Here is a 12,321-nt window from a genome sequence, read left to right on the forward strand (position 1 = left end):
CTCATGCCCCGGCGGACGCCACCTCCTCCGCCAGAATCGATACGGCCCGCCGGATGTCGTCCTCGCGGTGCTCGCTGGTGGCGAAGAACCGCAGCCTCGCGAGCCCCTCCTCCACAGCGGGGTGGAAGATCGGATCGGCGATGACCCCGCGGGCGAACAGCCGGTCCGCGACGCGCAGGGTCTTCGCCGAGTCGCGGAGGATGCAGGGCACGATTGGCGTGCCCGCGCTGGAGCCCGTCGCCAGACCGGCCGAGGCCGCCAGTTGGAGGAACAGTTCGGCGTTCCGCTGCAGCGCGCGCACCCGGTACGGTTCCGCGACGATCAGCTCGGCGGCGGCCAGCGCCGCGGCCGCGTTGGCGGGGGTCAGGCCGACGCTGTAGACGAAACCCGGCAGCGTGTGCCGCAGCCACCGCACCATCCGGGGCGAACCGCCGAGGTAACCGCCGCAGCTGGCGAAGGCCTTGGAGAGGGTGCCCATCCACAGGTCCACGTCGGAGCGGTCGACGCCGAAGAACTCGCCGACGCCACGGCCGCGTTCGCCGACGGTACCGATGCTGTGCGCCTCGTCGACCATCAGCAGGGCCCCGTAACGCTTCTTCAGGTCGATCACCGCGGGCAGGTCGACCAGGTCGCCGTCCATGCTGTACGCGCCCTCGACCGCGATCAGCACCCGCCTGAACCGGGACCGGTTGACCTGCAGCGTGTAGTGCAGCTGCTCGATGTCGTTGTGGGCGAACGGACGCCGCGCCGCCCCGGACAAGGCGCAGCCCTGAAGAATGCTGTCGTGGGCCAGCGCGTCGTGCACCACGAGGTCCCCGGTGCCGACGAGGTGCCCTATCGCGGTGACGTTGGTGGCGTGGCCGCTCACCAGCGCCAGGCAGTCCCCGACGCCCAGGAAGTCCGCGAGTGCCCGCTCCAGCCGTACCGTGAGGTCCCGTTCGCCGGAGAGTGCCCGGCTCGCGGAGACCGAGGTCCCGTACCGCTCCACCGCCTGATGCACGGCCTCGTTGACCGCGGGATGGCCGGAGAGCCCCAGGTAGTTGTAGCTGCCGAAGGACAGGAATTCCCGGCCCCGGACCACGGTCGTGTCACGGATGTTGCCCTCATGGACCCGGAAGTACGGGAAGTCCGCACCGCTGCCGACGATCGAGCTCACGCGCTCCTCGAACTGCCGCACCTCCGGGAAGTCGTCGACGCACGCGGTCACGGCATCCCAGTCCGCCTGCGTCTCCTGGGGCAGCGACGCCCCGGGGGCAGGCGGCTGGGCGAGGTGCGGATCGACCAGCCGGATCAGCCGCTCGACGGTCAGGTCGGGCGAGAACATCTCATCGGTGCGGAAGCCCGGTATCCGCTTCCCGATGTTGACCTCCAGTTCCTGCAGCATCAGGGAGTCGAAGCCGAGGTCGGTCACCAGCGCCGTCCGCTCGGTCAGAGCCGAGAGGGGGAAGACGCCGGTCCGGGACACCTCTTCGAGCACGAGGGACGCAGCGGAGGTACCGCCGGTCCGCGCCCCGGAGGGCGTTGCCGGGGGCGATTCCACCAGCCCGGACCGGTTCCCCCACCGGTTCGCCGCCACTGCCTCGGGGGCGTGGGGGGTGCCCCCGCCCTCGCGGGCCGACTCGTCCACCACCCAGTGGTGGCGCGGGGCGAGCGGACTCGGCGGCAGGGTGCACGGGGGCATGCGCTCGGTCACCGGACGGAGTCCGGAGCCGGTGACGGCACGCTCCGCGAGCCGGGCCAGCGCGGCCGTGCGTGCCTCGGCGGACAGCGAGCCCGGCACGGGTACGGAGACCTCCGGCGGCTCACCGGGTGGCACGGTGCCGACCGCCTGCCCAGGCCCGAGTACTCCGGTACGGCCCGCCGCCACGGCCTCGGCCGCCGAGGTCAGCCGGGTGGCGGCGTCAGCGGCGTCCTCCGCCAGCAGGGCGAGTCGTTCCGGGAGGGGAGCCCGGCGAGCCAGGGTGACCGCCACCCCGGCCAGCGGCGGCTGGTCGTCGGCGATGGTGTGCGCCAGTTCCCGGGCGTAACGGGCCAGCCCGGCGCGGTCGCGTGCGCTGAGCACCAAGAGGTGCGGCCCCGCGTCCGCCGCTGCGGGACGCTCCGGTTCCGTGGTGCTCTCCTCCACGACCAGGTGGACACCGGTGCCGCCGAAGCCGAAGGCGCTCACCCCCGCCCGGCGCGGCTGCCCGGACCCGGGCCATCGGGTCGGCGCCGTCGGGATGGTCAGCCGCGCGGCGTCGAGGCCGGAACGGTCGGCCAGGTCGAACTCCGGCTGCGGCGGTATCACCCCCTTGTGGACCGCCAGGACCGTCTTGATGAGTCCGGCCATTCCCGCGGCGTTGAGCGAGTGCCCGACCACTGCCTTCACCGCGCCCAGGAAGGCGGGTGCACCCCGCTCACCGCGCAGTTCACGCAGGGCACTTATCTCGACCGGATCGCCGACCGTGGTCCCGGTGCCGTGCGCCTCCAGGTAACCCACCGAGTCCGGAGCCAGGTCCGCGTCACGGTAGGCCCGGCGCAGCGCTCGGAGCTGACCGGACGCCTGGGGGTGCATACCGCCCGGCACCGCCCCGTCATTGGCCGTACCCACACCCCGGATCACCGCATAGACCCGGTCGCCGGCTGCGAGCGCATCGGCCAGGGGCCGCAGCACCAGGACGCCGGCACCCTCTCCCAGGACGAAGCCATCGGCATCTGCGCCGAACGGCAGGCACCTCCCGCTGCGTGAGATGGCGCCGACCCGGCACAGCCCCACCAACAGGTCCGGTGTCAGCATCAGTTGGGCCCCGCCCGCGAGTGCGATGCGGCATCGGCCCGCGCGCAGTGCGAACACGGCGTTGGCCACGGCCATGAGCCCGCCGGAACACGCCGAGTCCAGCGCATAGCTCTCGCCATGCAGATCGAAGACCGAACTGACGCTGTTCGGACCCATGTTGAGCAGCAGCCCGGCGACGGACGTGCCGTGCAGCCCGTCGACCGCGCGCACCATCTCGAGCCACCCCGGATCGGTCGCCCGCGCGCCGAACTCGCCGCCGGCCAGCTGACGCATCCGGAGGCGCATGGTGCTGAGCTCGCGGTAGCCGCCCTCGGTGAGCGCCGTGATCACCGAGGTCTCCTCGCGGTCGAAGCCCTCGGTCTCCCACCCCGCGTCCTGAATCGCCTCACGGGCGAGGTCGATCAGCAGCCGGGCCTGAGGATCCATCGCCCTGGCCCGCCGCGGCGGAATGCCGTAGTGCACGGCGTCGAAGTGGCCCACATCCGGCAGCAGCGCCATGGTGTCCGTGTAGGCCGCGGACGTTTCGCGGAAGTTGTCGCTGAGAAAGGCCGCGGTGCGCCACCGCGAGTCCGGGACCGTGCCGAAACGCGGCTCCGGGGCGGTCAGCAGCCGCCAGTACTGGTTCACATTCGGTGCCCCCGGAAACCGGCAGGCCATGCCTACGATCGCGACGTCGTCACGCCGCGTGCGCTCCAAATCCACGTGAATCTTCCCCCGTCACAGATGTCATCCACCAGCCGCCAGGCGCGCGCGCCACCAGTCCACCGTCACCTTGACCTGCTCGTCGACGGGGGTGGATCGCACAGCGAATGCAGCTTCGTAAGCGCTCGAGTCGACTACGAAGGGGTAGTCGAACTGATAACGGACCTCCTTCAGTTCCCGGATCAGCGGGACGAAAACTCCGGCGACTCCCAGTACGGCCGGCGGCAACCTGCGCACCGCGACCGGCTCCACTCCCGCCTGAGCGGCAAGTCGGCGGACCATCTCCCGGGTGGACTGCGCGGGCTGGGTCGGGACGTGCCAGACCCGGCCCCAGGCCCGTTCCTCGCCCGCGACCTCGACCAGCGCCCCGGCCACATCCGGGACGTAGCTCCAGCTGTGTGGGGCGTCCGGATCCCCGAGCGTGGAGACCGGCTTGCCGCGCAGCAGCCGTGGCACGACCCGCGCGGCCAGGTGCCCGCCGTCGGTCACCCCGGGCCCGAAGAAGTCCGAGGCCCGCACCTCGACCGCCCTGATACGGCCCTGTTCGTGCAGCCTCCGGGCTTGCTCCCACACGCCGGCGCGCACCCGCCCCTTGGTGCCGGTCGCGGCAAGCGGCAGCTCCTCGGTCATGGGACCGCTCACCGGACCGTAGCCGTAGAGGTTGCCCAGCATGACCAGGACCGCTCCGGTCGCCTCGGCCGCCGCGCAGACCGACGAGGCCAGCGACGGCCATTCACCGGCCCAGCGGTGGTAGGGCGGTGAGGCACAGCTGTAGATCGCGTCTGCGCCCTGCGCGGCCTCGGTTAGTCCCTTGTTGTCCCTCGCGTCCAACGCGACGTGTTCGATACCGGGCTCCGGGCGTCGGCCCGACCTGGTGACGACCCGTACCGAATGTCCCTGGTCGGCCAGCAGTCGTGCGGTGGCCGCCCCGGCCGGTCCAAAACCTAAAATGATCGAAAGGCTCACATGTGAACACTAGCGCGACTGGCGGCCGTCGCAGCGCCCGCTCACCGTCTGGAGGCGACGATATTACTAATACGTAACGTAACGTCAGAAGGCCTGCCAGCGCGCCCGATTGCGCTGGCCAGCGGGGGGTGCGCCGAGCTGGGGAAGGTGCTGGAGTGCCAAGGCGTCACGGGGCGCCGCCCGGAACCGCTCCGAGGCAGGTACCGTTCGAATCATGGATGTTTCTCGAACGAGTGCCGCTGACATCAAGGCCACCGCGCGCCAGCTGCTGGTGAAACTGGGCGCCGGAGGAGTGACCCTGGAGGCCGTTGCGTCCGACGGCGGCCTTGACGTCACCGACGTGGAGGCCGTCTTCCCGCACCGGGACGATCTGCTGACCGCGCTGGTCATCGATGCCTACAACGACTCCGGCGCCGCGATGGAGCGGGCCGATCAGGCCGCCAGGGACACCGGCGCCCCGGGGGGCGCACGGCTCCTCGCGGTCGCCCGCGCACTGCGGCAGTGGTCCTTCGACAACCCCGCCGAGTTCACGCTGATCTACGGCTCGCCCGTTCCGGACTACCACGCCCCGCAGGACACCGTCCCGCCCGCCTCACGCACCCCCGCGGTGCTGGCCGGCATCGTGCGTTCGGCGCTGGAGTCCGGTGAACTCACCCCGCCCCGGAGGGCGGTGCCGGGTCCGCCACTGCTCCTGCCGGACGCCGTGCAGCTCTTCGGCGGTGTGCCCGAGGCTCCGTTCTCGGACATCATCGAGCGCGGCATCGTGCTGTGGAGCAATCTGATCGGACTTCTGGTGTTCCAGGTCTTCAGCCGCACCCACGACAGCGTCCGGGATCAGTCCGCGTTCTTCGACTTCGCCATCGCCGTGGCGGCCGAAGGCGTCGGACTCGTGGTGCCCTTGGACGAGACCACCGACTAGAACCGTCCGCCGCCTGCGCGGCACGAGGGGGAAGCCACGCCGTGCACATTATCAAGACCCTTTGCTTCGTCATCGCGGCGCTCTCTTCGTATGCCGCGCTTCTCTACCGCCTGTGCCAGGCGAGGCGCAGCTGGCGGGACAATGCCTACCGCGCACTGCTGATCACTCTGCTGTTCCAGTGCCTCACCTTCACCATGGGCGCCGTCGCCATGACGAGCGACAGCTTCCTGGGCGTCGGCAACCTCGCCATCCTAGTGATGCACGTATCGGCGGTCTCCTTCTGCGTCAGTGCGCAGATCATCCTGTTGCGCTGGGCCGCCGCCGAGGACGAGACGGTGCGCAGGACCCGCTACTGGCTGATGGCCGGATTCGCCTTCAACGCGGTGCTCGTCGGGCTCTTCTTCGCGGCTGACGGCCCCGCTCGGCAGGCTTCGGACTTCAATACCGGCAGCGGCGACGGGCTGGTCCTCACCTACCTCCTGGTCTTCATCGTGTCCCAGGCGGTCCCGTGCGTCACCATCTTCCGCCAGTGCGGCCCCTACGCCCGGATGGCCGCCAATGCCTCGCTGCGACAGGCACTGCGGCTGCTGTCCGTCGCCGCGGTGGTCCTCTTCCTCTACTGCCTCGCCAGAACGGTCAACATCCTCACCGCCGCGTCGGGGATCGACATCGGCGACTGGCAGGTCGCCGCCGGGATCTTCAGCGCGGCCGGCATCGTCATCCTCTCCCTCAGCCTGACCATTTCCTCCTGGTGGCCCTCGGCTGCGAAACTGGTCGAGTGGTCGGGTAGTTACCGGTCGTACCGGTCTCTTTACCCGCTCTGGCGGGACCTGTACGAGTCCTTCCCGGACATCGCTCTGGAGCCGCCGGGGACTTCGGTCTCCGGCGTCTCCGACCTCGACTACCGCCTCCACCGCCGGGTCATCGAAATACGGGACGGCTGGCGGGACCTGCGTCCCTACATCGACCGCGCCCCCAGAAGCGTCGTACCGCAGGGCCCCGGGACGAACGAGGAGTCCCGCCAGGCGTTCGCCGAGGCCGCGCAGATCAGACAGGCCCTGCTTGCCAAGCATGCCGGCACCATCCCCGATGACAACAAGGACTCCGGCGACTTCGAAGACCGCGACACGGGCAACTTCACCGCCGAGGTCGCCTGGCTCACCAAGGTGGCGCGGGCCTACCGGAAACTCGGCACAGCCCGTTGAGCACGCCCGCCCGGTCCGCCCCTGCCCGACCGGGCGGGCTTGTCCCGTATCGGTGGACGGCGTTCAGGATCTCCCGTCACTGCTGGACCCTGCGGCGGACGGCGTTCAGGACCTCCCGGCGGACGAGCCCGGCGGGCAGCCGGATCAGCGTCCAGTACCGGCGGAACCGGATCCGGGCCGCCTCGTCGGCGCCGAAGACCCGGGTCTCCGTGCTCAGGACGCCGTCGACGAACTGGAAGTCGAAGGCCACCTTGGTCGACGCGGGCTCCGCATAGGCGCGGAACCACGCCACGCGTGCCCCGTCCGAGTCCTGCGGGGGGAACGGCTCACCGCCGGACACCGCGGCGAGAACCACACCCCGGGCATCGTGCGTCAGCACCGTGAAGCCACTGGAGAGGAACTCGTCGAGGACCGCGCGGGCCGGATCGCGGCGCACCCGGCCGAACGACGCCACCCGCAGCAGCATGCTGAACAGCGGCGTTTCCGACCAGGTGACGTCCATGACCGCCCGGAGGACGGCCTCCCCGGGCCCGTCGATCCGAACCCGGTGCGGGGGCTTGCGGAAGTGCCACTGCGGCATCACGTCGTTCAGACGAGCCCCGGTACTCGCCTCGCGACCGCGCCCGGAATCATCCTCGGCGGTCATTCAGCGGACCGTGGCCTTGCCGAAGCTGCGCACGGTGGCCGGGACGATCAACGCGAACAGGACCGCCAGGGCCACCAGGGACACCAGGCCGGGGTGTGCGGCGGCGAACCCGTCGCCGTGGGCGGTGGTCGAGTTGCCCCACAGCCGCCGGCACTGGTCGGTGACGGCGGTCAGCGGATTCCACTGGGCGACCACGCGCAGCCAGCTCGGCAGCCCGCCCAGCGGGATGAAGGCGCTCGACAGGAACATGAACGGCATGACGATCACGAACCCGAGAGAGCCCACCGCTTCGGCGTTGCGCAGGGCAAGACCCAGCAGCGCTCCGCCCCAGATGGCCACGAATCCGAGCAGCAGAATCAGGCCGAACCCGGCGAGGGCGGCCCAGAAGCCGCCGTGGATGCGCCAGCCGATCGCGTAACCGACCACGGACATGACGACACAGGCGATCGCCGAGAGGAGCAGGTCCGACACCGTCCGCCCGATGAGGACGGCGGACCGGGACATGGGCAGGCACCGGAAGCGGTCCATGAGCCCATTGCTCAGGTCCTCGCACACCCCGACGCCGGTCGTGGTCATCCCCGCGACCATGACCTGGGCGAACACGCCCGCCATGAAGTACTCGCGGTACTCGACGCCCGGCACGTCCATGGCGCTGCCGAGGATGTATCCGAAGGCGAGGACCATGGTCACCGGCATCACGGTGACGGAGAGCAGCTTCTGCGGGACCCGGCGGATGTGCTTGATGTGCCGCCCGATCAGGGCCGCGCCGTCGACGATTACCTCACTCATGCCGCGTTCTCCGCTTCTGCGTCCGGCTCCGATTCCTGGGCCGGTGCTCCGTGCCCAGTCAGGCTGAGAAAAACATCGTCGAGCGACGGCTTGCGCAGACTGAAGTCGACGATGTGCGCGCCCTCGCCCTTGAGCGCGGTGACCGCGGCCGCGATCGAATCGATGCCGCCGTCGACGGGCACGGTCACCTGCCGGCCGCCCTCCCCGACGGACGCCGCGCCGACCCCCCACTCACGCAGGGCCCGCGCGGCGTCCTGCGCCTGCGCCGGGTCGGCGAGGGTCACTTCGAGGCGCTGTCCGCCGACGCCGACCTTCAGCTCGTCGGGGGTGCCTTCGGCGATCGTCCGGCCGTTCTTGAGGACGACGATGCGGTCGGCCAGCTGGTCCGCCTCTTCGAGGTACTGGGTGGTCAGCAGCACCGTCGTACCGCGGGCGGTCTGCTCGCGGACCAGCTCCCACATGGCGATGCGGTTGATCAGGTCCAGTCCCGTCGTCGGCTCGTCGAGGAACACCACGGGCGGGTCGGCGATCAGGCTCGCCGCCAGGTCGAGGCGCCGGCGCATACCGCCCGAGTACGTCTTGACCTGCCGGTCCGCCACCGTGGTCAGGTCGAAGCGCTCCAGCAGGTCGTCGACCCGGCCGGGGACCTCGCGGCGGCCGAGATGGTAGAGGGTCCCGATGAGCCGGAGGTTCTCCAGGCCGGTGAGCCGCTCGTCGACCGCCGCGTACTGTCCGGCGAGCCCGATGTTGCGCCGGACCTCCTTGGCCTGCTTGACGACGTCGAGACCGACGATGCGGCAGCTGCCGGAGTCGGGCCTGAGCAGGGTGGTCAGCAACCGGACCGTGGTGGTCTTGCCGGAGCCGTTGGGGCCCAGCAGGCCCAGGATCGTCCCCGGCGGCACCGCGAGATCGAGCCCGTCGAGGGCCTTGTGACGTTCGTAGCTCTTGGAAAGGTCGCGGGTCTCTATGGCGTACTCCACGCCAGCCTCCTCGATCGATGCAACGACCTGGATCCGTTCGCACACCACCTGCGGCCCGTACGCGGTCGCGAGGCCGGCGGATCGACGCCGTCCGTAACGGTCACGCCTCACCGGCGACGAGCCGGCGGGCGGCCACGACGGTACGCAGTTCCCGGGCCGCTCTCCAATCCACTGTGAATACTTCGATATGGCGCGGCGGTGGCGCGCTTATAACACCCTTCGACCGCGGCGAAGGCATCTCTACACGTTCCTGCACCGAACCGCTTCCCCGGCGGTACGGGGACTGAAAATGGCGTCAACACGGTGGGACGGAGTCCTTCTCGTCCACGGACAGTGAATTATGTGAGGAGAGTTGGTCATGCACGAGCGAGAGCTCCGCGCCTTCGTCTCGATCGCGGAAACAGGCAGGATGGACCAAGCCGCCAAGTGCCTGGGCTATTCCCAGCCGGCCGTCAGCTACCAGATCAAGTGCCTGGAGCAGACCCTGGGCACCAAGTTGTTCGTACGGGACTCGACCGGGACCCGGCTCACCCGCGAGGGGCGCATGATCCTGCCCTCGGCGCGCGCCATGCTCAGCCTGTTCGAAAGCATCAAGAGCGTCGCTGCCTGACCGTGCGGCGCCCGGCGCGACGGGCGGCCGTGCTCGGCCCTGCCAGTGTCGTCATGACCCGCGTATCCGGCCAGCAGCGCATTCAGGCTTTGAAACTGGATTGGTTCACGGCCCGTGAAGCTGTCCAGACTCCTCTGGGTGGAGCGAACCCAGCCTCCCGGCGGGGTCAACCGGCCATGACGCCGACCCTGGTACGGCGTCAGCAGCGTGGCGGACGCCACGCTCCGCCGACCCGCGGTCGGCCGGGTCGCCACCCGCGATGGCACTTTCAGGACACGACGTCGGACTGAGCCGGACACCCCGGCTTAGCGTTGGCGCGCTCGGCGACCTCGACCTCGACCGCGGCAGACGGAGAACGGAATGGGCACGTTGACACGATCGGTACGGCCGGAACCGGCACCGGAGCGGTGCGCGCCCGGGGTGAAGTCTCCGGCCGCACGCACGGCGGGGCTGCGCGGCCGCCCTCCCTACGGCTACCGCGTCACCGCCGGGGCGGACCGGTCGTCGCTCGTCGTCGTTCCCGACGAGGGCACCGCGGCCGTCGTCCGCCGGATCTTCTCCGAGTACCTCGACGGCAAGGGACTCCAGGACATCGCCGAGGGCCTGACGGCCGACGGCATCGCCAGCCCGAGTGCACTGGGCAGAGGGGGAGCCGGCAAGGAGGCATCAGGCCGGTCCGCCCATGCGGCCGGGTCGGCGTCCGCAGCGGCCTGGGCCAAGGGGACCGTGCGGTCGATCCTGGTGAACCCACGCTACGCGGGCGGCCCCTCCGCGGCCCTCCAGCCGATCGTTCCGGCCGCGGTGGCGGAGCGCGTCACCGAACTGTTCGCGGCCCGGCGGGCGGGCGCGGACCGGCCCCTGCCGTCCGGGCGGACGTACGTCCTGCGCGGCCTGGTCCGCTGCACCTGGTGCCACCGGCTGATGCAGGGGACCCACAGCAACGGCGAGTCCTACTACCGCTGCCGTCGCCCCAGAGCCTCTGTGCGGGCCGCCGGCCAGGACGAGCACCCGCGCAACGTGTACGTGCGGGAGCAGACGGCGGTCGGCGCGGTGCTGGCCTGGCTGCGGCACGTGCGCGCCGCGGCGCACGGAGCCGGCGGCGGGCTGGGCACCTTGCCCGACGTCCCCGGTGAGGAGCACGCCGCGCTGTTCCGCTCCCTGGGGCTGCACATGACCTACACGGACACCTCGCGCACCTTGACGGTGAAGGCCGCCATCGGCGCCGAGGGCAGGACCTTGAGCGGTGCGCTGCGCCTGTGATCCGTGGACGTCCACCGTCTGCGTGCGCCCCACGCCCGAGAGCACCCGAGAACACCGAAGGCTCCGAAGAGTCTGCGGAGACCGAGGAGAAGGAGCAACGATGTCGGCTGTCACCCTGCTGCCGGGGGAGACCTTGCGGCGCCTGGACGACAGCGGAGTCACCCTGAGCGTGGCGGTCGACCCGCAGGCGCCGGTGTTCGCCGGGCACTACCCCGCATTCCCCCTGCTGCCCGGGGTGTTCCTGCTGGATCTGACGCAGCGTGCGGTGCGCCGCTTCGCCGCCGGGCACGGGCGCGACCTCCGGCTGGAGTCCGTCGTGTCGGCGCGCTTCCTCCTCCCGGTCACCCCGGGCGCCGAGGTCACCGCCGACTGCACCCTCGCGGCGGGCGAGGGCTCGCTGTGGACGGTGAGCGGTCACTGCACGGCCGATGGCGTCAAGGCGGCCACCTTCCGCCTGCGCTACCGCGAGCTCTAGTGGCTCCCGCCCACCGATCGACCAACCGCATGGGAAAGGCACAGCACATGTCCGCTACGTTCGGGCCCGGAACGGCGAAGACGCTCATTCCGCACCGCTACCCGATCCTGCTCGTGGACCGGGTGCTCGAGGTCACGGCGGGTCGCGGCATCTCCACCGTCAAGGCCGTGACGTGCAACGAACCCTGGTACCAGGACATTCCGCAGGACGCGGAGGACGGCGCGTACGCCTATCCCACCGCGCTGCTGATCGAGTCCTGGTGCCAGAGTGCCGCCCTGCTCGCCGCCCACACCGATCGGGGCGGCGTGGGGCAGGGGGACGTCGTCCTGTTCGGCGGCATGTCCAAGGTGACGGTCCACGGGCAGGCGTACCCCGGTGACGTGGTGCGCCACGAGGTGAGGCTGGTGCAGCAGGCCGCGGGTGCGACGTTCTTCGAAGGCACCGCATCGGTCGGCGGCGAGCCGGTCCTCACGGTCGGCCAGGCGGTGACGCTGGTGAAGCCGGCCACCACCCTGGAAGCCGCAGCCGCGCGCTGATCGGGCCGGCCAATCCGAGACAGAAGAAATTCACGGGTGCTGCCCAAAAGTGCCGCCCGTGTATTTCGCGTACCCATTTCCGGCGGGGCGGTCGCTTCATTCTGAACCCCTATATGGGCTGGATGTGCCGGAGTGGGGCACGTTAATCTAATTGAGCAAGGGCGAGATTCGCCTTTCTGAACGAGGGGAATTGGGAATGGCAATCGTGATGCAGCAGGAGCAGCTCGAAGAGATCCGCGAGATCGTGGCCGAGGTCCTGGAGGTCGAGCCCGAGGAGATCACCGAGACCAGCAACTTCGCCAACGATCACGAGGCGGACTCCCTCCGCGCGATCGAGATCCTCGCCCGCCTGGAGAAGAAGTACAAGGTCGAGATCCCGCAGTCGGACCTCCCGAAGATGGAGAACCTGACCGCGGTGTACGAGATCCTTGCCGAGCGCGCCGGCTGGCTGGACTGA

Annotated in this window: 12 protein-coding genes; 7 read left to right on the forward strand and 5 right to left on the reverse strand. The window is 70.3% G+C overall.

The annotated features are described in order from the left end of the window. Nucleotide 1: 1 nt before the first annotated feature. Both ACFZDC_RS12155 and ACFZDC_RS12160 read right to left on the reverse strand, forming a co-directional pair. Nucleotides 2-3,433, reverse strand: a complete 3,432-nt coding sequence (locus ACFZDC_RS12155) for an aminotransferase class I/II-fold pyridoxal phosphate-dependent enzyme (RefSeq protein ID WP_391322785.1) — start codon at nt 3,431-3,433, stop codon at nt 2-4. A gap of 69 nt (nt 3,434-3,502) precedes the next feature. Next, nucleotides 3,503-4,444, reverse strand: a complete 942-nt coding sequence (locus tag ACFZDC_RS12160) for an NAD-dependent epimerase/dehydratase family protein (protein ID WP_391322787.1) — start codon at nt 4,442-4,444, stop codon at nt 3,503-3,505. Nucleotides 4,445-4,658: 214 nt separating this feature from the next. Here ACFZDC_RS12160 and ACFZDC_RS12165 point away from each other — a divergent pair, with 214 nt between their 5' ends. Both ACFZDC_RS12165 and ACFZDC_RS12170 read left to right on the forward strand, forming a co-directional pair. Further along, complete coding sequence (locus ACFZDC_RS12165; RefSeq protein ID WP_391322789.1) at nt 4,659-5,363, forward strand: WHG domain-containing protein; 705 nt, start codon at nt 4,659-4,661, stop codon at nt 5,361-5,363. 41 nt (nt 5,364-5,404) lie between these two features. Further along, nucleotides 5,405-6,568 carry an MAB_1171c family putative transporter gene (locus tag ACFZDC_RS12170; protein WP_391322791.1) on the forward strand — a complete coding sequence of 388 codons (1,164 nt, stop codon included), beginning with the start codon at nt 5,405-5,407 and terminating at the stop codon, nt 6,566-6,568. A gap of 76 nt (nt 6,569-6,644) precedes the next feature. On the opposite strand, the gene ACFZDC_RS12175 is transcribed toward ACFZDC_RS12170, so the two are convergent. Genes ACFZDC_RS12175 through ACFZDC_RS12185 form a run of 3 tightly spaced genes read right to left on the reverse strand, consistent with a single transcriptional unit; the run spans nt 6,645 to nt 8,983 of the window. Beyond that, nucleotides 6,645-7,214, reverse strand: coding sequence for a hypothetical protein (locus ACFZDC_RS12175; RefSeq protein WP_359004890.1), 570 nt, complete (start codon nt 7,212-7,214; stop codon nt 6,645-6,647). Next, the gene (locus ACFZDC_RS12180; RefSeq protein ID WP_359004888.1) at nt 7,215-8,003 is read right to left on the reverse strand and encodes an ABC transporter permease; all 789 of its coding nucleotides are present in this window, start codon (nt 8,001-8,003) and stop codon (nt 7,215-7,217) included. Next, a complete protein-coding gene (locus ACFZDC_RS12185; RefSeq protein WP_391322793.1) occupies nt 8,000-8,983 on the reverse strand; it encodes an ATP-binding cassette domain-containing protein in 984 nt (327 codons plus the stop codon). Before ACFZDC_RS12185 ends, ACFZDC_RS12180 begins: the two co-directional genes overlap by 4 nt. A gap of 358 nt (nt 8,984-9,341) precedes the next feature. On the opposite strand from ACFZDC_RS12185, the gene ACFZDC_RS12190 reads away from it, so the two are divergent. From ACFZDC_RS12190 to ACFZDC_RS12210, 5 genes are all read left to right on the forward strand, one after another. Beyond that, the gene (locus ACFZDC_RS12190; protein WP_359004882.1) at nt 9,342-9,593 is read left to right on the forward strand and encodes a LysR family transcriptional regulator; all 252 of its coding nucleotides are present in this window, start codon (nt 9,342-9,344) and stop codon (nt 9,591-9,593) included. A 420-nt stretch (nt 9,594-10,013) separates the two neighbouring features. Further along, a complete protein-coding gene (locus ACFZDC_RS12195; RefSeq protein ID WP_359004879.1) occupies nt 10,014-10,853 on the forward strand; it encodes a recombinase family protein in 840 nt (279 codons plus the stop codon). Between the two features lie 100 nt (nt 10,854-10,953). After that, nucleotides 10,954-11,328 carry a 3-hydroxyacyl-ACP dehydratase FabZ family protein gene (locus tag ACFZDC_RS12200; RefSeq protein ID WP_391322795.1) on the forward strand — a complete coding sequence of 125 codons (375 nt, stop codon included), beginning with the start codon at nt 10,954-10,956 and terminating at the stop codon, nt 11,326-11,328. A gap of 47 nt (nt 11,329-11,375) precedes the next feature. Beyond that, nucleotides 11,376-11,864: a 3-hydroxyacyl-ACP dehydratase FabZ family protein gene (locus ACFZDC_RS12205; protein ID WP_359004873.1), complete on the forward strand. Its 489-nt coding sequence runs from the start codon at nt 11,376-11,378 to the stop codon at nt 11,862-11,864. A gap of 196 nt (nt 11,865-12,060) precedes the next feature. Continuing rightward, on the forward strand, nt 12,061-12,321 hold the full coding sequence (locus tag ACFZDC_RS12210; protein WP_359004870.1) for an acyl carrier protein: 261 nt from the start codon (nt 12,061-12,063) through the stop codon (nt 12,319-12,321).

Source organism: Streptomyces sp. NPDC007905 (genome assembly GCF_042959345.1).
Classification (GTDB): domain Bacteria; phylum Actinomycetota; class Actinomycetes; order Streptomycetales; family Streptomycetaceae; genus Streptomyces.

Bases quoted from the DNA above. Each gene is read 5' to 3' on its own strand.
- ACFZDC_RS12205 (WP_359004873.1), top strand. From the start codon at position 11,376: ATGTCCGCTACGTTCGGGCCCGGAACGGCGAAGACGCTCATTCCGCAC.
- ACFZDC_RS12200 (WP_391322795.1), top strand. From the start codon at position 10,954: ATGTCGGCTGTCACCCTGCTGCCGGGGGAGACCTTGCGGCGCCTGGAC.
- ACFZDC_RS12180 (WP_359004888.1), bottom strand. From the start codon at position 8,003: ATGAGTGAGGTAATCGTCGACGGCGCGGCCCTGATCGGGCGGCACATC.
- ACFZDC_RS12210 (WP_359004870.1), top strand. From the start codon at position 12,061: ATGGCAATCGTGATGCAGCAGGAGCAGCTCGAAGAGATCCGCGAGATC.
- ACFZDC_RS12155 (WP_391322785.1), bottom strand. From the start codon at position 3,433: ATGGCCTGCCGGTTTCCGGGGGCACCGAATGTGAACCAGTACTGGCGG.
- ACFZDC_RS12190 (WP_359004882.1), top strand. From the start codon at position 9,342: ATGCACGAGCGAGAGCTCCGCGCCTTCGTCTCGATCGCGGAAACAGGC.
- ACFZDC_RS12175 (WP_359004890.1), bottom strand. From the start codon at position 7,214: ATGACCGCCGAGGATGATTCCGGGCGCGGTCGCGAGGCGAGTACCGGG.
- ACFZDC_RS12165 (WP_391322789.1), top strand. From the start codon at position 4,659: ATGGATGTTTCTCGAACGAGTGCCGCTGACATCAAGGCCACCGCGCGC.